This is a genomic window from Streptomyces sp. WAC 06738 (assembly GCF_003945505.1).
GTDB lineage: Bacteria > Actinomycetota > Actinomycetes > Streptomycetales > Streptomycetaceae > Streptomyces.
In genome coordinates, this window is sequence record NZ_CP029618.1 from 910,382 (window position 1) to 931,614 (window position 21,233).

Sequence of the window (21,233 nt, forward strand, 5' to 3'; positions counted from 1 at the left end):
CGGGCCGCCGGGACCGGCGCCACGGCGGAACCGTGACGGCCGGGGGTCATGCCGCACCGCCCGTCCCGCGGCGCTGTGCCGCCGCGTAGCGGGCGATGTCCCGGACCCAGTCGCGGTCGGTGCGCAGCGGCAGCCGTGCCGCGCCCGCGGCCCGCAGCGCCCGGGCGATCGCCGCGCGCTGCTCGGCCGCGGCGGCGGCGTACCGCTCCCGCAGCCGCTTCGAGTACGTCGGGATCTCCCGGCGCCGGCCCGACTCCGGGTCCACGACGGTGAGCAGCCCCACCGGGGGCAGCTCCAGCTCGCGGGGGTCGACGATTTCGACGGCCAGGACCTGGTGCCGCCGGGCGAGGGCCCGCAGCGGCTGCTCCCAGCCCGGTTCGAGGAAGTCGGAGACGACGGCGACCAGTCCGCGGCGGCGCTCCGCGCGCTGCAGCGCGGCCACCGCCTCGGCGAGGGTGTGGGTCTGCGGGCCCGCGGGCACGCGGGGGCGTTCGAGCGCGGTGCGCAGCACCCGCATCAGGTGCCGCCGCCCTCCGCGGGCGGGGATGCGCTGGATGCCGTCGGGGCGGACGAGCTGGGCGCCGAGGCGGTTGCCCGCGCGCTCGGTGAGGAACGCGACGGCCGCGGCGGCGCCGACGGCGAGGTCGCGCTTCTCCATCCGGCCGGTGCCGAAGTCCATGCTGGCGCTGGCGTCGAGGACGATCCAGGTGGTCAGCTCGCGGTCCGCGAGGGTCATCCGCACGTGCGGCACGGTGGTGCGGGCGGTGGCGTTCCAGTCCATGCGGCGTACGTCGTCGACGCCCGGGGCGTACGGGCGGCTCTCGTCCGGCTCGCCGCCGGGGCCGGGGACGAGGGCGGTGAGGTCGCCCTGGAGGAGGCCGTCGGGGCGGCGGGTGAAGAGGAGCCGCAGATGCCGGAGCGCCTGTTCCGGGGTGAGTTCGCCCAGCGACGGCGAGCCGGGCACGCCCCGGGCCGTCGCACCCGCCGCTCTGCGGGTCGCGCTCATGCCGCCCTCCCGGCCTTCCCGACGCCCGCGGCACTCCCGGCCTCGGCCAGGCCGCCGGCCGCGGCGTCCTCGGCCTGGTGCGGCGTGACCCGGGGCTGCTCCACGGCGGCCAGCACCTCGTCGACGACCGACTCGGGCGTGACGCCGTCGGCCAGCGCGTCGAAGGAGAGCACCAGCCGGTGGGCGATGACCTCGTGGGCGAGCGCGGTGATGTCGGCGGGCAGCACGTACTCGCGCCCGCGCAGCAGCGCCAGCGCCCGCGCCGCCGCCACCAGGCCGAGGGTGGCCCGCGGCCCCGCGCCGTACGCGAGCCGGCCGCCGCCGGCGGTGTCGCCGCGGGCGGCGAGGTCGCGGGTGGCGAGGACGAGGCGTACCGCGTACTGCGCGAGGGCGTGGTGGACGAACACGTCGTCGGCGCGGCGCTGGAGGGCCGCGAGGGTGTGCGGCGCGAGCACCCGGCGGGCGGCGGGCGGATCGACGCTCATCCGGTAGAGGATCGCCAGCTCCTCGTCCTCGGTGGGCGCGGCGACGTCGACCTTGAGCAGGAAGCGGTCGCGCTGGGCCTCGGGCAACTGGTAGACGCCCTCGGACTCGATGGGGTTCTGGGTGGCCAGGACGAGGAACGGCTCGGGCATGGGGATGGTCCGGCCGCCGATGCTGACCTGCCGCTCGGCCATGACTTCGAGGAGCGCGGACTGGACCTTGGCGGGGGCCCGGTTGATCTCGTCGGCGAGCACGAAGTTGGCGGCGACCGGCCCGGGTTCGACGCTGAACGTCTCGCTGGAGGGCCGGTAGATGCGGGTGCCGGTGATGTCGGAGGGCACCAGGTCGGGGGTGAACTGGATGCGGTGGAACGTGCCGCCCGAGACGGTCGCCAGGGTGGCCGCCGCCAGTGTCTTGGCGACGCCCGGCACGCCCTGGAGCAGGCAGTGCCCGCGGGCGAGCACGGCGGTCAGCAGCCGCTCGACCATCCGGTCCTGGCCGACGATCACCCGCTTCACCTCGAAGAGCGCCTGTTCCAGGAGCGCCGTCCCGGGGCCCGGCGCGGCGCCGGGCCCCGGTCCCGCGGGGGCGGTGGTGGTCACAGGTCGCCCGCGTTCTCGGCGGCGCCCGAGGGCGCCCCGGAACCGCCCTTGTCCGGGCAGTCCTCGTGGTCGGCGCTTTGAGCGCCGGTCTGCTCGCGGTCCTCGTTGACCACCAGCCGGACCTCGGGCTTGTCGTCGTCGCGGTCGAGCGCGGCGGACGCGCCGGTGGCCAGGCCGGCGACGGCGAACACGGCGGCACCGGCGACCGAGAGCCTGCGTATACGACGGGACATCGGGGTCTCCTCCGTCAGACGAGTGCGTTACCGCATGTCATCACCGGGAGGCGAAAATCCCCTTAAAGCCCGCCGCGCGCGGGGCCCGTCGCACGGGCCGCGCCGATCACCGCGCCTACGACCAGGGGGTCGCCGCGCGCCGCTGCCAGTAGTCGGCGGCGGGCTCGGCGAGGGCGGCAAGACGGTCGTACTGCGCGGGGTCGAGGTCGACCGCCGCGGCGGCGAGGTTGGAGTGCAGTTGCGCGGCGGTGGCGGCGCCGGAGAGCACGACGCCGGCCCACGGCTGGCGCAGCACGGCGGCGAGCGCCACGGCGTCGGGCTCCGCGCCGCACTCGGCGGCGACGGCGCGCAGTTCCGCGGGCGCGTCGGCGCCGGCGAGCCGGCCGTTCGCCAGGCCCTCCTTGACGATCACCGTCAGCCCGGCGTCGTGCGCCTCGGCCAGCGCCTCGCCGACCGCCGGCTCCAGCACGTTGTACGTGCTCTGCACGGTGTCGAAGAGCCGCTTGCCCTCGACGGTGACCTCCAGCGCGGCCCGTACCGCCGCGGCCTGCTCCGGGCCGCTGGTGGAGAAGCCGACCGTGACGCCGTTCGCCGCCAGGGCGGCGAGGCGCCGGTGCAGGTCGGTGTCGGTGAGCGCCGGGCTGTCGGGGGTGAGGGAGTGGATCTGGTAGAGGTCGAGGCGGTCGCCGAGGAGTTCGGCGGACTCCTCGCGCTGCCGGTCGTAGGCGTCGACGCCGTGGTCCTTGACCTCGTGCACCTCGGCGTCCGCGCGCCAGTCGCCGACGTACGCGTAGCCCCACTTGCTGCCGATGACCGCGTCCCGGGCGTCCGGGTGCTGCTTCAGCCAGTCGGCGAGGAACTCCTCGGCCCGGCCGTAGGAGCGGGCGGCGTCGAAGTACCGCACGCCCTGGGCGTAGGCGGCGTCCAGCAGCTCGTGGGTGCGGGCGCGCATCTCCTCGACGCCCCGCCCGGCGGGGAGGTCTTCGGCGCGTCCCGTGGTGAGGTACGCGGGGCGGCCCACGGCGGCCAGCCCGAAGCCGATGTGGGCGGCGGGCGTCGTCACTTCGGTCAGTCGGTCGAACGCCATCGCGGGCTCCTACGTCCTCGGTGCGGCTGTCAGGCCCGTCCACCGTAGAAGACGGGCCCCGCCGCCCGCAGCGCCCGACACGGCTTTCTGCCGCGCCGCCCCACCGCCGCGTCCGCTCCGCTACGCCGCGGGGCCCGCCTGCCGCGTCGCCGCCGCCCAGCGCACCTGCGCCGCCACGTCCTCCTTGACCTCCGCGAGCTGCACCGCGACCGCCGCCGGTGCGGTGCCGCCGCGGGCGTCGCGCGCGGCGAGCGCGCCGGGGACGGTGAGCACGGTCCGTACCTCGGGCGTCAGATGCGGGGAGACCTTCGCGAACTGCTCGTCCGTGAGCTGGTCGAGCTCGATGCCCTCGGCCTCGCAGACCTTGACGCACTCCCCCGCGCTCTCGTGCGCGACGCGGAACGGCACGCCCTGCTTGACCAGCCACTCGGCGATGTCGGTGGCCAGCGAGAAGCCGGCCGGGGCCAGCTCCTCCAGCCGCTCCCGGTTGACCGTGAGCGTGGCCATCATGCCGGTGAACGCGGGCAGCAGGACCTCCAGGGTGTCGATCGAGTCGAAGACCGGCTCCTTGTCCTCCTGCAGATCGCGGTTGTACGCGAGCGGGAGTGCCTTCAGCGTCGCCATCAGCCCGGTGAGGTTGCCGATCAGCCGGCCCGCCTTGCCGCGTGCCAGCTCGGCGATGTCCGGGTTCTTCTTCTGCGGCATGATCGAGCTGCCGGTGGAGAAGGAGTCGTGCAGGGTGACGAAGGAGAATTCCTTCGTGGCCCACAGGATGACCTCTTCCGCGATGCGGGAGACGTCGACGCCGATCATCGCGGTGACGAACGCGAACTCCGCGGCGAAGTCCCGCGCGGCCGTGCCGTCGATGGAGTTGCCGGACGAGCCGCGCTCGAAGCCCAGCTCGGCGGCGACGGCCTCCGGGTCCAGGCCGAGCGAGGAGCCCGCGAGCGCCCCGGACCCGTACGGCGAGACGGCCGTGCGCTCGTCCCACTGCCGCAGCCGCTCGGCGTCCCGGGAGAGCGCCTGGGCGTGCGCGAGCACGTGGTGGGCGAAGAGCACGGGCTGGGCGTGCTGGAGGTGCGTCCGGCCCGGCATGGCGACGTCCGGGTGCGCCTCGGCGAGGCCGACCAGGGCCTCCTGCAGCTCGGCGAGGAGGCCGCCGAGGGTGCGGGCGTGGTCGCGCAGGTACATCCGGAAGAGGGTGGCGACCTGGTCGTTGCGGGACCGGCCGGCGCGCAGCTTGCCGCCGAGCTCGGGGCCGAGCCGCTCCAGCAGGCCGCGTTCGAGCGCGGTGTGCACGTCCTCGTCGGCGATGGTGGCGGTGAACACCCCGGTCGCGACGTCCGTCTCCAGATGGTCGAGCCCGGCGAGCATCCGGTTCAGCTCGTCGGCCGTCAGCAGTCCGGCCCTGGCCAGCACCCGCGCGTGCGCGCGGGAGCCGGCGATGTCGTACGGGGCGAGCCGCATGTCGAAGTGGACGGACGCGGAGAGCCGCTCCAGCGCCGCGGCGGGGCCGTCGGCGAACCGGCCGCCCCAGAGCTTCACGTCCTGGGGCGCCGCGCCCTCGGTGCCGTCGCTCACTGGGCGAGGTCCCGCCCGGCCGCGATCTTCGAGGAGAGGCCGAAGATCTCGATGAAGCCCTTGGACATCGACTGGTCGAAGGTGTCGCCCGTGTCGTACGTCGCGAGGTTGAAGTCGTAGAGCGAGGCGGGCGAGCGCCGGCCGGTGACGACGGCCCTGCCGCCGTGCAGCGTCATCCGGATCTCGCCGGTGACGTGCTCGTTCGCCTCCTGGATGAAGCCGTCGAGGGCCCGCTTGAGCGGCGAGAACCACAGGCCGTCGTAGACCAGCTCGCCCCAGCGCTGCTCGACCTGCCGCTTGTAGCGCGCCAGCTCCCGCTCGACGGTGACGTTCTCCAGCTCCTGGTGGGCGGTGATCAGCGCGATGGCGCCGGGCGCCTCGTAGACCTCCCGGGACTTGATGCCCACGAGCCGGTCCTCGACCATGTCGATCCGGCCCACGCCCTGCGCCCCGGCCCGCTCGTTGAGCTGCTGGACGGCCTGGAGCACGGTGACGGGGCGGCCGTCGAGGGCCACGGGCACGCCGCGCTCGAAGGTGATGACGACCTCGTCGGCCTCGCGGGCCACGGCGGGGTTCTGCGTGTACTCGTAGACATCCTCGATCGGGGCGTTCCAGATGTCCTCCAGGAAGCCGGTCTCGACGGCCCGGCCGAAGACGTTCTGGTCGATGGAGTACGGCGACTTCTTGGTGGTCGCGATGGGCAGGCCCTTCTCCTCGCAGAAGGCGATGGCCTTGTCCCGGGTCATGGCGTAGTCCCGGACGGGGGCGATGCACTTCAGGCCCGGGGCCAGGGAGGAGATGCCGGCCTCGAAGCGGACCTGGTCGTTGCCCTTGCCGGTGCAGCCGTGGGCGACGGTGCCCGCGCCGTGCTTCTGGGCGGCGGCGACGAGGTGCTTGACGATGGTGGGCCGGGAGAGCGCGGAGACCAGCGGGTAGCGGTCCATGTACAGCGCGTTGGCCTGGATCGCCGGGAGGCAGTACTCGTCGGCGAATTCCTCCTTGGCGTCGGCGACCTCGGCCTCCACGGCGCCGCAGGCCAGCGCGCGCTTGCGGATCACGTCGAGGTCCTCGCCGCCCTGGCCGACGTCCACGGCGACGGCGATGACCTCGGCACCCGTCTCCGCGGCGATCCAGCCGATGGCGACGGAGGTGTCCAGGCCGCCCGAGTAGGCGAGTACGACGCGCTCGGTCACGGGAGTCTCCTTAGGATGCATACGCTGACCGGAATAAGTATGCAGCACTCCGTATGGTTCGTCAAAACGCCGCGCGCACGGCGGGCCGCCCGGCCGGAGCGGCACGCTCCGGCCGGACGGTTCTACGGGCCCGGGGAGCCCCGCTAGCCGATGCCGGTGACCGCGACCATCAGCGGCAGCCCCAGGATGATCAGGATGACACCGAGGACGTCGAAGCCCGCGCCGGAGCGGATCATCGTGGTGATCGGCACGACCCCGGAGCCGTAGGCGATGGCGTTCTGCGGCGTCGAGACCGGCAGCATGAAGCCGAAGGACGCGGCGAAGGTCGCGGCCAGCGCGGGGACGAACGGATCGACCTCGGCGGCCATGGCGATCGGGATGATGATGGGCACCACCACCGCCGCGGAGGCCGTGTTGCTCGTCGTCTCGGAGACGATCACCGCCAGCACGGCCGCGAAGATCGTGATGGTGAAGACGCTGGAGAAGCCGAGGAGGTCGTTGGACTCCTTGCCGATCGTCTCGGCCAGCCCGGTGTCGGCGAGCAGCGAGCCGAAGATGATGCCGGTGCCGAAGAGCAGGATCGTGCCCCAGTCGATACGGGCCGCGTCGCTCCAGTTGAGGGTCGCCTCGCGGCGGGCCCAGTTCGTCGGCAGGATGAACAGCAGCGCGGCACCGAGCACGGCGACGATGCCCTCGTCCAGCCGGTCGCTGACGGTGGTGTACGCGGACGCCTCGGTGCCCACGGCGAGCGCGACGATACCCGGCGTGATCCACAGCGCCACGGTGATACCGAAGGCGATGAGCGTGTTCCACTCCGCCCGCGAGAACCTGCCGAGCGCGGCGCGCTGTTCGCGCACGTACTCCTCCACGCCCTCGATCCGCCGGATCTCCGGCTTGTTGAGCAGCAGCAGGACGATGACGAGGACCACGAACATGCAGGCGCACAGCGGCAGCGCGGTGGCCGTCCACTCGGCGAAGGAGATCTTCTCTCCGGTGGCCTCCTCGATGAGGCCGCGGCCGATGAGGTTCGGCGGGCTGCCGACCGGGGTGAGCAGGCCGCCGACGCTGGCGCCGTACGCGAGCATGAGCACCAGCGCGGCGCCGATGCGCAGCCGCGTGGGGTCGAAGTCCTGCTCCACCAGGCCGCGGTCCTGGAGCATCTTGGCGATCACGGTGAGGATGCCGAGCGCGGTGGGCAGCAGCATGGCAACGGTGGCGGTGTTGGAGACGAACGCCGACAGCGCGCAGGTGATCACGCCGAAGGCGGCGATCAGCCGGAACGTCGAGCGGCCGACCCCCGGCAGGCCCAGGATCCAGAACGCGAACCTGCGGGCCACGCCGTGCTTGAGCATGGCCTGGGCGAGGATGAACGCGCCGATGAAGGTGAAGATCGTGGAGGAGCCGAAGGGCGCCAGCGCGTCGTCCGGCGGCACCACGCCGAGGACGACGATCGCGCCGACGCCGATGAGCCCGCCCACCGGGATCGGCACGGGCTCGGTGACCCACAGCACGATGACGCCGAGCAGGATGCCGGCCAGCGTCTGCTGGCTCGGCGCCATGTCCAGCGGGAGCGCGAGAAAGATGAGGGCGACGAGCGGGGCCAGCCAGAACCCGGTGGTCCGCCGCCCCCGTTCGAACTTCTCCTCCTGCGGCGAGAGTTTCTGCTCGCCGAGACTGCGGTAGGTGGCATGGCCGAGCAGTGCCTGCTCGACGTCGGTCTTGGTACGTGGCGCCGTGGCGTCGGACTTCATCGTCCCTCCGGATAACCGTGCGGCCTGGCTTACATTCAGGGCTGCTCCGTAAGGTGGGGCACAACTCGGCTGAGGGGAAGGGGTCATGACAACACATCGGATCGCGGTCATCCCCGGGGACGGCATCGGGCAGGAGGTCACGCCCGCCGCACTGGAGGTGCTGGACGCCGTCGGGCGGCGGCACGGGGTGGAGTTCGCGTACACGCACCTCGACTGGTCCTGCGCCCGCTACCAGCGCGAGGGCGCGATGATGCCGGAGGACGGCATCGAGCGGCTGCGCGCGTACGACGCGGTGTTCCTGGGCGCCGTGGGCGCGCCGGGCGTGCCGGACCACATCTCGCTGTGGGGGCTGCTCATCCCCATCCGCCGGGCCTTCCGGCAGTACGTGAACCTCCGGCCCGTGCGGGTCTTCGAGGGCATGGAGAGCCCCCTGCGGGCCGCGGGCCCCGGCGACGTCGACCTGGTCGTGGTGCGCGAGAACACCGAGGGCGAGTACAGCGAGATCGGCGGCAGGCTGCACCGCGGCTTCCCGGAGGAGATGGCCGTGCAGGAGGCGGTCTTCACCCGGGCCGGCGTCACCCGCGTCCTCGACTACGCCTTCGGCCTCGCCGGCCGCCGCACCGGCCGGCTCACCTCGGCGACCAAGTCCAACGGCATCGTGCACACCATGCCGTTCTGGGACGAGCTGGTACGCGAACGGGCCGCGGAGCACCCGAAGGTGGCGTGGGACCAGGAGCACATCGACGCGCTCTGCGCCAAGGTCGTCCTCGACCCCGGGCGGTTCGACGTGATCGTCGCCTCCAACCTCTTCGGCGACATCCTCAGCGACCTCACCGCCGCCGTCGCGGGCTCCATCGGCATCGCGCCGTCGGCGAACCTCAACCCCGAGGGCACGTACCCCTCGATGTTCGAGCCGGTGCACGGCTCGGCGCCGGACATCGCGGGCCGCGGGATCGCCGATCCGATCGGCGCCATCTGGTCGGCGGCGCTGATGCTCGACCACCTCGGCCACGAGCGGGCCGGTGCGGAGGTGGTCGAGGCCATCGCCGCGACGCTCGCCGCCACCGACGTCCGCACCCCGGACCTGGGCGGCTCGGCGAGCACGGAGGAGTTCACCCGTACCGTGATCGCCCGGCTGTGACGGCGGGCGGCGCGGCGGCACGGTGACGCCGCGGGGCGCGGCACGCGGTCTCGCACCGCGAAACTCCGCGCGCCGCGGCCGTACCGCGCCGCACACTTGGCGCATGGGGAAAACGTACGAACGCATCGACGGCCGGCTGCGCGCCTTCATCGAGGCGCAGCACATGTTCTTCACGGCGACCGCGCCGCTGGCGGCGGACGGCACCGTGAACCTCTCACCGAAGGGGCTGACGGGCTCGTTCGCCGTCCTCGACGAGCGCACCGTGGCCTACCTCGACTTCGCCGGCAGCAACGCCGAGACCATCGCGCACCTGCGGGAGAACGGCAGGATCACACTGATGTGGTGCGCCTTCGACGGCCCGCCGAACATCGTGCGGGTGCACGGCAGCGGTGAGGCCGTCTTCCGCGACGACCCCCGCTTCCCCGCCCTGCTCGGGCACTTCCCCGCCATCGACCCGTCCCTGCACGGGCTGCGGGCGATCGTCGTCGTGACCGCCGAACTGATTCGCGACACCTGCGGCTACGCTGTGCCTTTCATGACCTACGAAGCCGACCGCGACCTGCACGCCCGGCGCTTCGCGCGGGAGGACGACGCCGGGCTGGACGCGTACTTCCGCAAGAAAGAGCACATCGCGGCCAGCATCGACGGGCTGCCCGGGCTTCCGCTGCCGCTGCCACCCACCCCGTAACCGAGAAAAGAGCCGCACCGATGCTGAGCACACCCCTGGCCGAAGGCGCGGAACTGACCACGCTGGAGCCGTGGCAGGCCGCGGAGCTCACCGCGTTCACCGACCGGAACCGGGCGCACCTGGAGCCGTGGCTGCCCTGGGCGCATGCCGTCACCGACGAGGCGGGCGCCCGCCGCTTCCTCCAGGCGTACGCCGACAAGCAGGCCCGCGACGCCGGCCGGATGTTCGCCATCCGGCTCCACGGCGAACTGGTCGGCGGCATGATCTACCGGCTCTTCGACACCGCGGAGGGCTCCTGCGAGCTGGGCGCCTGGCTGGCGCCCGAGGCGCAGGGGCGCGGACTGGTCACCGAGGCTTCCCGGCGGATGATCGAGTGGGCGGTGGACGTACGCGGCCTGTCCCGTGTGGAGTGGCTGGTCGACCCGGCGAACAAGGCAAGCATCGCGGTCGCCAGGCGCCTGGGCATGAGCCACGAGGGCACGCTGCGCAGCCGGTTCGAGATGGCGGGCAAGCGGCACGACCTGGAGGTCTGGTCGCTGCTGAGCCACGAGTGGCGGGAGGCGCGGGGCAGTTGATCCCGGCGCGAGCCGCCGGGCCGCCGCGGCTCGGCGGCGGCAGCGGCTCAGCGGCTCAGCGGCTCAGCGGCGGGTGCAGGACGTGGTCGACGACCTGCTGGATCTCGGCGGCGGTGAGCGGCTCGTCCCGCAGCAGCGACTGCAGGCTGAGCCCGTCGAGCGCGGCCGAGAACGCGGTGATGGCGACCGGATCGCTGGTGAACCGGCCGGCGATGTCGGCCAGCAGGTCGTGCCAGCGGCCCAGGACGGGGCGCAGTTCCGGGTGGCGGGCGGCGTAGAGGTACAGGTCGAACTCCGCGGCGCAGCGCGCGCCGTGCTCGTCCAGGTACGCGGCCAGGTGCCGGCCGAGATCGGCGGTGTCGTACGTCTCCGGCAGCGCGCCGGCGAGCGCGGTGGCGTAGGCGTCGACGCTGTCGCTGAGCGCTGCCGCCAGCAGATCGGCGACGGCCGGGAAGTGGTACGTGGCCACCGACTTGGGCACGCCCGCCTCGGCGGCGACGGCCCGGTGCGTCACGGCGGCGACGCCGCCGCGGCCGATGACGCGGACGGTGGCGGCGAGGAGCAGCCGCCGCCGCTCCTGCCCGCGCTGCACGCGCCCGTCGGCGGCGCCGGTCTCAGTGCGCACCGCCGGCCTCCAGCGCGACGACGCCCGCGGCGACGAGGACGAGCCCGCCGATCTGGACGCCGGTGAGGCCGTCGCCGAGGAAGGCGGCGCCGATGAGCGCCACCAGGGCCACGCCGGCGGCGGCCCAGATGCCGTAGGCGATGCCGATGGACATGCCGCGTTTGAGCACCAGGCTGAGGAGGGTGAAGGCGGTGATGTAGCCGACGACCACGATGATCGACGGGAGGATCTTCGAGAAGCCCTCGGAGAGCCGCAGCGAGACGGTTGCCGTCACCTCACTGAGGATGGCACCGATCAGCAGCACGTAGGTCATCGTCCGCCTTCCGTACGCGGGGGAAACTAGCTGGACATCTGTCCAGGTTTTCGAGTGTACGGGAGCCGGGGGCGGCGGCGGGGAGGGGGTGTCCCCCGGCCCCGCCCCTTCCCGAACCCGGGGCGGCGCCCCGGCCCCCACCGCGCCCACGGCGCGACCCGCCGGAGGCTACGCCCCCGGGTCCCCCGCCCCACTGGGGGCTGCGACCCCGAACCCCGCGCGGGGCTCCGCCCCGAACCCCACTGCCCGCGCAACCGACTGAAGCACCACCGCTGTCCGGCAGGAGGCGCCCGACACATCCCGCTATACGCGACCTGCGCGGACGATCTCGGGCTTCGTTCCTGCCCGCCGGGGCCCGCGCACCAGAGCCGCGGACCCACGGAACGCCCCGGGCTCAGCACCCGTACCCCCGCGGGGCTGTGCCCCACACCCCGCTACCTTCGCCACCGGCGCGTACCACCCCCGAGCTACGCGCCGCCCCCCTTCCCGCCGCGCAGCGCCCCGCCGCCCACGCCACAGCACACCGCCGCGCCCCCCGCAGGGGTCACCGTTCGCGTTCGGCGAGTTTCAGGAGGTGGTCGGCGAGGGACTGGCCGCCCGAGGGGTCGCGGCTGATCACCATCAGGGTGTCGTCCCCCGCAATCGTGCCGAGGATCGGCGTCAGCTCCGCCGCGTCGATCGCCGAGGCGAGGAACTGCGCCGCGCCCGGCGGCGTGCGGAGCACCACGATGTTCGCCGACGCCTCCGCCGAGATGAGCAGTTCGCCCGCGAGCCGGGCCATCCGCTCCTCCTTCGCCGACTCGCCCAGCGGCACCTGCGGGGTGCGGAAGCCGCCCTCCGAGGGGACCGCGTAGATCAGTTCGCCGCCCGTGTTGCGGATCTTCACCGCGCCCAGCTCGTCGAGGTCCCGGGAGAGCGTCGCCTGCGTCACCGTCAGGCCGTCGTCGGCGAGGAGCTTGGCCAGTTGGCTCTGCGAGCGGACCGGCTGCCGGTTCAGGATGTCGACGATCCTGCGGTGGCGTGCCGTGCGCGTGTGCGGCACGGCGGGACCGTTGTGCTCCTCGGACATGTCACTCTCCGGCTCGTCGGGGCTGGGCCCTGTCTGGCAAACAGCGCCGTCCAGGGCCCTAGGCTGCGGGACCCGCCGCATCGAGCACGGCCGGCAGCGCGGCGAGGAGGGCGTCCGCCTCCGCCTCACCGAGGATCAACGGCGGGGCGAGCCGGATCACGTCCGGCGCCACCGCGTTGACCAGGAATCCCGCTGCCTGGGCCGTCTGTTGCACCTGCGGCGCGACGGCCTCGGTGAGCACCATACCGAGCAGCAGGCCCGCGCCTCGCACATGGTCGACCAGCGGGTGCCCGAGTCGGCCGATTCCGTCCCGAAGCCGCTCCCCCACCCGCTTGACCTGCGCCAGCAGCCCGTCTGCCGCGATCACGTCCAGCACCGCCAGCGCGGCGGCGCAGGCGACCGGGTTGCCGCCGAAGGTGGAGCCGTGCCTTCCGGGGGTGAAGAGGCCGGCGGCGGGCCCGAAGGCCAGCGTGGCGCCGATCGGCAGGCCGCCGCCGAGCCCCTTGGCGAGGGTGACGACGTCCGCCTCCACGCCCTGCGCCTGCGCCGCGAACCAGTGGCCCGTACGCCCGATGCCCGTCTGCACCTCGTCCAGCACCAGCAGCGCGCCCGCGGCCCTGGTGATCTCGCGGGCCGCGGCCAGATAGCCGTCCGGCGGTACGACGACGCCGTTCTCGCCCTGCACCGGCTCGACGATCACGAGCGCGGTCTCCTCGGTCACCGCGGCGCGCAGCGCCTCCGCGTCCCCGTACGGCACGTGCGTGACCTCGCCCGGCAGCGGGCCGAAGCCCTCCTGCTTGCCGGGCTGCCCGGTGAGCGCCAGGGCGCCCATGGTGCGGCCGTGGAAGCCGCCCTCGGTACCCACCATGTGCGTACGGCCCGTCAGCCTGCCGATCTTGAACGCGGCCTCCACCGCCTCCGCGCCGGAGTTGGCGAAGAACACCCGGCCGGGCCGGCCGGCGAGTTCGAGGAGCCGCTCGGCGAGCGCCACCGGGGGTTCGGCGACGTACAGGTTGGAGACGTGGCCAAGGGTGGCGATCTGCCGGGAGACGGCCTCGACGACCGCCGGGTGGGCGGTGCCGAGGGAGGTGACGGCGATGCCGCCGACGAAGTCCAGGTACTCGTTGCCGTCGGCGTCCCACAGCTTCGCGCCCGCGCCGCGGACGAGGGGCAGGCGGGGGGTGCCGTAGTTGTCCATCAGCGCGCCCTGCCAGCGCTCCGTCAGCTCCGCGTTGCCGCTCATGCCGCAGCCCCTTCCGCGTCCGGCACGACCATCGTGCCGATGCCCTCGTCCGTGAAGATCTCCAGCAGGATGGAGTGCGGCACCCGGCCGTCGATGACCCGCGCGGTGTGCACGCCGTGGCGCACCGCGTACAGGCAGCCCTCCATCTTCGGGACCATGCCGCTGGCCAGGTCGGGCAGCAGCCGCTCCAGCTCGCCGGCGGTGAGCCGGCTGATGACCTCGTCGCTGTCCGGCCAGTTCTCGTACAGGCCCTCGACGTCGGTGAGGACCATCAGGGTCTCCGCGCCGAGCGCGGCGGCCAGCGCGGCGGCGGCGGTGTCGGCGTTGACGTTGAAGACCTCGCCGGCCGCGTCGGACTCGTCGGCGGAGCGGGCGACGGAGGAGACGACCGGGATGCGGCCGTCCGCGAGCAGCGCCTCTATCGCGCCGGTGTCGATGTCGGTGACCTCGCCGACCCGGCCGATGTCGACCGGCTCGCCGTCGACCAGCGGCCGGTGCCGGGTGGCGGTGATCGTGTGCGCGTCCTCGCCGGTGAGGCCGACGGCGAAGGGGCCGTGCTCGTTGAGGAGCCCGACCAGCTCGCGCTGCACCTGGCCGGCGAGCACCATCCGTACGACGGCCATCGCCTCGGGCGTCGTCACCCGCAGCCCGGCGCGGAACTCGCTGGCCAGGCCGTGCCGGTCGAGCTGCGCGCTGATCTGCGGCCCGCCGCCGTGCACGACGACGGGCCTGAGCCCGGCGTGCCGCAGGAAGACGACGTCCTGGGCGAAGGCGCGCTTCAGGTCCTCGTCGACCATGGCGTTGCCGCCGAACTTGACCACGACGACCTTGCCGTGGTGGCGGGTGAGCCAGGGCAGCGCCTCGATGAGGGTGCGGGCCTTGGGCAGGGCGGTGTGCTTGCGGGTGGGGGTGGCCGGTGCCGCGGCGGGCGCGGAGGTCGTCGTCATGAGCTGTACGCGCTGTTCTCGTGGACGTAGTCGGCGGTCAGGTCGTTGGTCCAGATGACCGCTTCGGCGTCGCCGGCGGCGAGGTCCGCCACGATGTGGACCTCGCGGTAGCGCATGTCGACCAGCTCGCGGTCCTCGCCGAACGAGCCGTTCTTGCACACCCACACGCCGTTGATCGCGACGTTCAGCCGGTCCGGCTCGAAGGCGGCGGAGGTGGTGCCGATGGCGGCCAGCACCCGGCCCCAGTTGGGGTCCTCGCCGTGGATGGCGCACTTGAGGAGGTTGTTGCGGGCGATGGAACGGCCGACCTCCACCGCGTCGTCCTCGCCGGCGGCGCCCACGACCTCGATCTTGATCTCCTTGCTGGCGCCCTCCGCGTCGGCGATGAGCTGCCGGCCGAGGCTGTCGCAGACGGCCCGTACCGCCTCGGCGAACTCCGCCTGCGGCGGCCGGACCCCGCTGGCGCCGGAGGCCAGCAGCAGCACGGTGTCGTTGGTGGACATGGCGCCGTCGGAGTCGACGCGGTCGAAGGTGGTACGGGTCGCGGCGCGCAGCGCGGCGTCGAGATCGGCGGCGGGCACGTCGGCGTCGGTGGTGAGGACGACGAGCATGGTCGCCAGCCCGGGCGCGAGCATGCCCGCGCCCTTGGCCATGCCGCCCACGGTCCAGGCCGCGCCGTCGTCGCCGCCGGCGGTGACGACGGCGGTCTTGTGCACGGTGTCGGTGGTCTTGATGGCGATGGCGGCCTTCTCGCCGCCGTGCGCGGACAGCTCCGCCGCGGCCAGGCCGACGCCGGGCAGCAGCTTGTCCATCGGCAGCAGCGTGCCGATCAGCCCGGTGGACGCCACGGCGACCTCCGCGGCGCTGTGGCCGAGCACCTCGGCGACGCGCTCGGCGGTGGCGTGGGTGTCCTGGAAGCCGCGGGGCCCGGTGCAGGCGTTGGCGCCGCCGGAGTTGAGGATCACCGCGGACACCTCGCCGCCCTTGACCACCTGCTCGGACCAGACGACCGGGGCGGCCTTGACGCGGTTGGCGGTGAAGACGCCGGCGGCGGCGCGGCGCGGCCCCTCGTTGACCACGAGGGCCAGGTCCGGGTTGCCGTTCTCCTTGATCCCGGCGGCGATGCCCGCCGCCGTGAACCCTTTGGCTGCCGTGACGCTCAAGGTGCCACTCCTGTCGTAGAAAGCCCCAGCTCCTCGGGGAGTCCGAGGGCGATGTTCATGCTCTGCACCGCGCCGCCCGCGGTGCCCTTCGTGAGGTTGTCGATGGCGCTGACGGCGATGATGCGGCGGGCGCTCTCGTCGTACGCGACCTGCAGCAGCACGGTGTTGGAGCCGGTGACCGCGCCGGTGGCGGGCCACTGCCCGGGCGGCAGCAGCCGGACGAACGGCTCGCCCTGGTACGCCTTCTCGTACGCGGCGCGCACCGCCTCCGCCGTGGTGCCGGGGCGGGCCCGGGCCGTGCTGGTGGCGAGGATGCCGCGGGGCATCGGGGCGAGGGTCGGGGTGAAGGAGACCGTGACCGGCTCCCCCGCGACGGCGCTGAGGTTCTGGCCGATCTCCGGCGTGTGCCGGTGCCCGCCGCCGACGCCGTACGGGCTCATGGAGCCCATCACCTCGCTGGCCAGCAGGTGCGGCTTGAGCGCCTTGCCGGCGCCGGAGGTGCCGGAGGCGGCGACGACGACGGCCTCCGGCTCGGCGAGCCCGGCGGCGTACGCGGGGAAGAGGCCGAGGGAGACGGCGGTCGGATAGCACCCGGGCACCGCGATGCGCCGGACCCCAAGGAGCGCGTCGCGGTGCCCGGGCAGCTCGGGCAGCCCGTACGGCCAGGTGCCGGCGTGCGGCGTGCCGTAGAACCGCTCCCAGTCGGCGGCGTCGGCGAGCCGGTGGTCGGCGCCGCAGTCGACGACGAGCACGTCGTCGCCGAGCTCCGCGGCCACGGCGGCGGACTGCCCGTGCGGCAGCGCGAGGAACACGACGTCGTGCCCGGCGAGCACGCCGGGCGCGGTCTCGGCCAGCTCCCGTCCCGCGAGGGGCGCGAGGTGGGGCTGTATGTCGCCGAGGGGCCGGCCGGCGTTGGTGTGGGCGGTGAGAGCCCCGATCTCGGCCCCGGGATGCCCCAGCAGCACCCGCAGCAGCTCCCCGCCCACGTATCCGCTCGCCCCGGCCACTGCCACCCGCACGGTCATCCGCTCCTCCTCGTCCCAGCATGACTATACGGACGACAGCAGAGCTATGCAAAGAATATCCGGCGGGGACCCGGTCGCCGGATCGCCGGCGACCGGCTGCGCCGTCCGCATCTTCGGCACGCACGGCCGGGCACATCCGGATGGGGGCCCGGCCCGCCGGCCGGCCACGGCGAGCGCCGGGGGAACGTAACCTGCGTGAGGAAGCCGGGCGTTGGCGCCGGGTCGTGGAGCCGGGGTGGGGAAGGGGGCCGGGGTGGAGCCGCTGAGGGCCGGGGACCCGGAGACGGTGGGCGGGTTCGGGCTGCGGGGCCGGCTGGGTGCCGGCGGGATGGGCGAGGTGTTCCTGGGCCGGTCGCCGGGCGGGCGGGCGGTGGCGGTGAAGGTGGTGCATCCGCATCTGGCGCGGCAGGCGGAGTTCCGGCGGCGGTTCGCGCGGGAGGTGGCGGCGGCGCGGGCGGTGGGCGGGGCGTTCACCGCTCCGGTGCTGGCCGCCGGTCCTGAGGACGACCCGCCGTGGATCGCGACCGGCTACATCCCGGGGCCCGATCTGGCGGCGGCGGTCGGCGGGGCGGGGCCGTTCCCCGAAGGCGCGGCGTGGCGGCTGGCGGCCGGGCTCGTGGAGGCATTGCAGGCCATTCACGCGGTGGGGGTGCTGCACCGGGACCTGAAGCCGTCGAACGTGCTGGTGGCGGCGGACGGGCCGCGGGTGATCGATTTCGGGATCGCGCGCACGCTGGAGGACACCGCACTGACGGCGACCGGCCTCGTGGTGGGGACGGCGGGCTTCATGGCGCCTGAGCAGGCAGAGGGCGGTGAAGTCGGCCCGGCAGGCGACGTGTTCGCTCTGGGGGCGGTGATCGCCTTCGCCGCCACGGGCGCCGGGCCCTTCGGCGAGGGCCCGCCGCTGGCGGTGCTCCACCGGGTCGTCAACCGGCCACCACGGCTGGACGGGCTCACGGGACCGCTGCGCGAACTCGTCGGCGCGTGTCTGGCGAAGGACCCCCGGGAACGGCCCACGCTCACGGCGTTGCTGGCGCGGATCGGCGCGCACTGGGAGCCGGCGGACGACTTCCCCGGCGTCTCACCCTGGCCGGACGCCGTCACCACCCTCATCCAGAGGCGCGCCACACCCCCGACCGCCCCCTACACCGAAGCCGCCGGGACCACGGCGCCGGACGGCGAACCGGACGCGGCGCGTCCGGCCGTCGTCGGCATCGACTTCGGCACGAGGAACTCGGCCGTGGCCGTCCTGGAAGCCGGCAAGCTCCGGCCGGTCCCCAACGCCCGGGGCGCGCAGACCACCCCCAGCCTGGTGACCCTCACCGCCGAGGGGGACGTCCTCGTCGGCACGGCCGCCGAGCGGCAGGCCCTCACCAACCCCGCTTACACCCCGCGCGCCGCCAAGCTGAAGCTGGGTACCGGCTGGCGTGTCACGCGGGGCGACGTCCGGCTGACCGCCGAGGACGCCGCCGGGCTGATCCTCGCCCGCCTGCGCCAGGACGCCGAGGCCCACCTCGGCCGGCCGCTCACCGCCGCGGTGCTGGCGGTGCCCGCCGGCTTCCGTCGCGACCAGCGGGCCGCCCTGCTCCGGGCCGGCGAACGGGCCGGGCTCCCCGTCATGCGGCTGATCAACGAGCCCTCGGCGGTGGCGATGGCCTACGGCCTGCACCGGGACGACTGCACCGTCCTGATCTTCGATCTCGGCGCGGGCACCCTCGACGTCTCCCTCCTCGACCTCGGCGACGGCACCGTGCTGGCCTGGGCCACCGCCGGCGACAGCCGGCTCGGCGGCGACGACTGGGACCGGCGGATCGTCGCGCACCTCACCGACCGCGTACGGCTGCGGCACGGCGTGGATCTCACCGGCGACGCCGCCGCGGCCCAGCGGCTGCGCGAGGCGGCCGAGGCCGCGAAGATCGAGCTCTCGGCGGTGCGCACCACGACCCTCCGGCTGCCCTACCTCGCCACCGGACCGGACGGCCCCGTCCACCTCGAGGAGGAGCTGACCCGCGAGGAGTTCGAGACGCTCACCCGGGATCTGCTGGAACGCTGCCGAGCGCACGTCGAACGCGTCCTCGCCGACGCCGAATGGACGCCCGCCGACATCGACCAGGTCGTCCTGACGGGCGGTGCCGCCCGGATGCCCGCGGTGGGCGACCTGATCCGCCGGCTCACGGGCGGTCGTGAGCCCCACCTGATCCCCGGGGCTGTCGCCGACGGCGCCGCTCTTCAGGCGGGCGTCATGACCGGCGACGTGAAGGACGTGCTGCTCCTCGATCTCACCCCTCACTCCATCGGCATCGAAACCGGCGAGGGGACCACGACGGAGCTGATCGAGCGGAACACGACGATCCCCACGAAGCGCTCCGGGGTCTTCACCACCCACACGGACCACCAGAGCGCGGTGGTGCTCCACGTCGTCGAGGGCGAGGGGGAGGACCCGGCCCGCGACCGGACCCTTGCGGTCCTCGAACTCGCCCTGCCGCCCGCTCCCCGCGGCGTGCCGCGGATCGAGGTGACGGCCGACTGCGATCCCAACGACGTTCTGCACCTCACGGCCGAGGACCTGGGCACGGGCAACAAGGCGGTCGCCACCGTCGACCAGGCGACGATGGAACGGGCTGCCGCCCTCCTCCGCTCCTCCCGCTGGCCCGGCCTGCGCGCTCTCGCCCCTGTGACTCTCCCGGACTCCTGAGAGCGTGTCCCGCCCGGTCCGTATGACCGGTCAGCCCTTGGGCGGGACCTCGGGGATCGGCAGCAGCAGCGCGCCGAACGCGCCTGCCGGCACCGCCGGCTGCCGCGGCGGCACCGGGCGGACGCGGGTGTAGGGATCGTTCTGGGCGGGGCGGGGGTCCTTCTCGCCCTTGTTGGGCCACAGCGCCATCGCCCGCTCCGCCTGGGCCGTGATCGTCAGCGACGGGTTCACGCCGAGGTTCGCGGAGACCGCCGAGCCGTCCACCACCGAGATCCCCGGGTGGCCGTAGAGCCGGTGGTACGGGTCGATGACGCCGTGCTCCGCGTCCTCGCCGATGGGGCAGCCGCCCAGGAAGTGCGCCGTCAGCGGCTTGCCCATCAGCTCGCCGAGGTTCGTGCCCGGCTGGCCGCCGATCTGCTCGGCGAGCAGCCGAGCCGCCTCCGCGCCCTCGGGGAGGTGCACCGGATTGGGCGCCCCGTGGCCCTGCCGGGCCGTGAGCAGGCCCTTGCCGAGGCCCTTGTCCTTCAGGTACGTGGTCAGCGAGTTGTCGTGGGTCTGCATGACGAGACCGATGATCGTCCGCTCGGACCACCGGTACGTCGTGGCCGTCCGCGCCACCAGCACCGGGTGCCGCAGATACGCGCCCAGCACGCGCAGCGCCTTGGGCAGCTTCCCGGTGGGCTTGAACTGCGGGACGCACAGCAGGGCCATCGCGTTGGAGCCCTTGCCGTAGCGCACGTTCTCGATGTGCGTGGTGTCGTTGGGGTGGATCGAGGAGGTGATGGCCACCCCCTTGGTGAAGTCCAGATCACCCGCGCCGCGCTTCTTGCGGTACGTGCGCGGGAAGGTCACCGCGCCGACCAGGGCCTCGGAGTTGGTGCGGGTCAGCTCGCCGAGGCGCGGGGAGAGCCCCGGCAGCCGGCCGCCGGCCTTCATGCGGTGCAGCAGGGTCTGGGTACCGTACGTGCCCGCCGCGACCACCACGTGGTCGCAGCGCAGCACCTCCCGCTTGCCGCGGCGGCGCTTGTTCGTCGCCACGGTGGTCACCTCGTAGCCGCCGCCGGCGGCCTCGTGCACGTCGACGACGGTGGTGAGCGGGTGGATGACGGCGCCGTGCCGCTCGGCGAGGTAGAGGTAGTTCTCCGTCAGGGTGTTCTTCGCGCCGTAGCGGCAGCCGGTCATGCACGAGCCGCACTGCAGGCACGCGGCGCGCTCCGGACCCGCGCCGCCGAAGTACGGGTCGGGCACGGTCTCGCCGGGGGCCGCGGTGGTCTCGCCGCGGGCGTCGCGGCCGTCGCCGTAGAAGACGCCGACGGGGGTGAGCCGGTAGGAGTCGCCGGCGCCCATACGCTCGGCGGTGGTCTTCAGGTACGTGTCCGCCTCGGTGGTCGTGGGGTTCTCCCGGACGCCGAGCATCCGCTGCGCCTGGTCGTAGTACGGGGCCAGTTCCTCCTGCCAGTCGGTGATGTGGCCCCACTGCCGGTCCCGGAAGAAGGCGGGCGGCGGCACGTAGAGGGTGTTGGCGTAGTTGAGGGAGCCGCCGCCCACGCCGGCGCCGGCGAGCACCATGACGTTGCTGAGCAGGTGGATGCGCTGGATGCCGTAGAGGCCGAGGGCGGGGGCCCACAGGTAGTCGCGCAGCCGCCAGGAGTTCTTGGGCAGTTGCTCGCGGGCGAATCTGCGGCCGGCCTCCAGCACGCCGACCTTGTAGCCCTTCTCGGTGAGGCGCAGGGCGGCCACCGAGCCGCCGAAGCCGGAACCGATCACGATCACGTCGTACGAGCTCATCGCGTCTCGCTCCTCGCACCCGGTG

General features: G+C 73.8%; 19 protein-coding genes. 4 read left to right on the forward strand and 15 right to left on the reverse strand.

The genetic code is table 11. The features are described from left to right. Window positions 1-46 precede the first annotated feature (46 nt). The 7 genes from DMB38_RS03640 to DMB38_RS03670 form a co-directional block, all read right to left on the reverse strand. On the reverse strand, window positions 47-1,006 hold the full coding sequence (locus DMB38_RS03640) for a DUF58 domain-containing protein (RefSeq protein ID WP_125933920.1): 960 nt from the start codon (window positions 1,004-1,006) through the stop codon (window positions 47-49). Then, on the reverse strand, window positions 1,003-2,028 hold the full coding sequence (locus tag DMB38_RS03645; RefSeq protein WP_346429536.1) for an AAA family ATPase: 1,026 nt from the start codon (window positions 2,026-2,028) through the stop codon (window positions 1,003-1,005). Before DMB38_RS03645 ends, DMB38_RS03640 begins: the two co-directional genes overlap by 4 nt. A 59-nt stretch (window positions 2,029-2,087) precedes the next feature. Next, on the reverse strand, window positions 2,088-2,324 hold the full coding sequence (locus tag DMB38_RS03650) for a hypothetical protein (RefSeq protein WP_125933922.1): 237 nt from the start codon (window positions 2,322-2,324) through the stop codon (window positions 2,088-2,090). Window positions 2,325-2,439: 115 nt separating this feature from the next. Continuing rightward, on the reverse strand, window positions 2,440-3,411 hold the full coding sequence (locus DMB38_RS03655) for an aldo/keto reductase (protein WP_125933923.1): 972 nt from the start codon (window positions 3,409-3,411) through the stop codon (window positions 2,440-2,442). Window positions 3,412-3,531: 120 nt separating this feature from the next. Further along, entirely contained in the window at window positions 3,532-4,992 is a 1,461-nt protein-coding gene (gene argH / locus DMB38_RS03660) for an argininosuccinate lyase (protein ID WP_047014777.1), read from the reverse strand. Further along, a complete protein-coding gene (locus DMB38_RS03665) occupies window positions 4,989-6,185 on the reverse strand; it encodes an argininosuccinate synthase (protein ID WP_125933924.1) in 1,197 nt (398 codons plus the stop codon). The genes argH and DMB38_RS03665 overlap by 4 nt, the downstream gene beginning before the upstream one ends. 143 nt (window positions 6,186-6,328) lie before the next feature. Next, window positions 6,329-7,936, reverse strand: a complete 1,608-nt coding sequence (locus tag DMB38_RS03670; protein ID WP_125933925.1) for a DASS family sodium-coupled anion symporter — start codon at window positions 7,934-7,936, stop codon at window positions 6,329-6,331. Between the two features lie 85 nt (window positions 7,937-8,021). Here DMB38_RS03670 and DMB38_RS03675 point away from each other — a divergent pair, with 85 nt between their 5' ends. The 3 genes from DMB38_RS03675 to DMB38_RS03685 all read left to right on the forward strand — a co-directional run bounded on the left by DMB38_RS03675 (window position 8,022) and on the right by DMB38_RS03685 (window position 10,340). Next, the gene (locus DMB38_RS03675; RefSeq protein WP_125933926.1) at window positions 8,022-9,077 is read left to right on the forward strand and encodes a tartrate dehydrogenase; all 1,056 of its coding nucleotides are present in this window, start codon (window positions 8,022-8,024) and stop codon (window positions 9,075-9,077) included. Window positions 9,078-9,180: 103 nt separating this feature from the next. Beyond that, window positions 9,181-9,765 (forward strand): pyridoxamine 5'-phosphate oxidase family protein, encoded by a 585-nt coding sequence (locus tag DMB38_RS03680; RefSeq protein WP_125933927.1) that lies wholly within the window; start codon window positions 9,181-9,183, stop codon window positions 9,763-9,765. 20 nt (window positions 9,766-9,785) lie between these two features. Next, window positions 9,786-10,340: a GNAT family protein gene (locus tag DMB38_RS03685; RefSeq protein ID WP_125933928.1), complete on the forward strand. Its 555-nt coding sequence runs from the start codon at window positions 9,786-9,788 to the stop codon at window positions 10,338-10,340. Window positions 10,341-10,395: 55 nt separating this feature from the next. Here DMB38_RS03685 and DMB38_RS03690 read toward each other — a convergent pair whose 3' ends face one another. The 7 genes from DMB38_RS03690 to argC form a co-directional block, all read right to left on the reverse strand. Continuing rightward, a complete protein-coding gene (locus DMB38_RS03690) occupies window positions 10,396-10,965 on the reverse strand; it encodes a TetR family transcriptional regulator (protein ID WP_125933929.1) in 570 nt (189 codons plus the stop codon). Further along, entirely contained in the window at window positions 10,955-11,278 is a 324-nt protein-coding gene (locus DMB38_RS03695; RefSeq protein WP_125933930.1) for an SMR family transporter, read from the reverse strand. Before DMB38_RS03695 ends, DMB38_RS03690 begins: the two co-directional genes overlap by 11 nt. A gap of 544 nt (window positions 11,279-11,822) precedes the next feature. Continuing rightward, the gene (locus DMB38_RS03700) at window positions 11,823-12,347 is read right to left on the reverse strand and encodes an arginine repressor (RefSeq protein ID WP_101425469.1); all 525 of its coding nucleotides are present in this window, start codon (window positions 12,345-12,347) and stop codon (window positions 11,823-11,825) included. A 58-nt stretch (window positions 12,348-12,405) separates the two neighbouring features. Continuing rightward, on the reverse strand, window positions 12,406-13,590 hold the full coding sequence (locus tag DMB38_RS03705) for an acetylornithine transaminase (protein WP_125933931.1): 1,185 nt from the start codon (window positions 13,588-13,590) through the stop codon (window positions 12,406-12,408). Beyond that, complete coding sequence (gene argB, locus DMB38_RS03710) at window positions 13,587-14,537, reverse strand: acetylglutamate kinase (protein ID WP_125933932.1); 951 nt, start codon at window positions 14,535-14,537, stop codon at window positions 13,587-13,589. Before argB ends, DMB38_RS03705 begins: the two co-directional genes overlap by 4 nt. Further along, the gene (gene argJ, locus DMB38_RS03715; RefSeq protein WP_125933933.1) at window positions 14,534-15,700 is read right to left on the reverse strand and encodes a bifunctional glutamate N-acetyltransferase/amino-acid acetyltransferase ArgJ; all 1,167 of its coding nucleotides are present in this window, start codon (window positions 15,698-15,700) and stop codon (window positions 14,534-14,536) included. The genes argB and argJ overlap by 4 nt, the downstream gene beginning before the upstream one ends. Next, window positions 15,697-16,725 carry an N-acetyl-gamma-glutamyl-phosphate reductase gene (gene argC / locus DMB38_RS03720; protein ID WP_125933934.1) on the reverse strand — a complete coding sequence of 343 codons (1,029 nt, stop codon included), beginning with the start codon at window positions 16,723-16,725 and terminating at the stop codon, window positions 15,697-15,699. Before argC ends, argJ begins: the two co-directional genes overlap by 4 nt. 253 nt (window positions 16,726-16,978) lie before the next feature. On the opposite strand from argC, the gene DMB38_RS03725 reads away from it, so the two are divergent. Beyond that, window positions 16,979-19,420, forward strand: coding sequence for an Hsp70 family protein (locus DMB38_RS03725; RefSeq protein ID WP_125933935.1), 2,442 nt, complete (start codon window positions 16,979-16,981; stop codon window positions 19,418-19,420). A 30-nt stretch (window positions 19,421-19,450) separates the two neighbouring features. On the opposite strand, the gene DMB38_RS03730 is transcribed toward DMB38_RS03725, so the two are convergent. After that, on the reverse strand, window positions 19,451-21,208 hold the full coding sequence (locus DMB38_RS03730) for a GMC family oxidoreductase (protein ID WP_125933936.1): 1,758 nt from the start codon (window positions 21,206-21,208) through the stop codon (window positions 19,451-19,453). Window positions 21,209-21,233 lie beyond the last annotated feature (25 nt).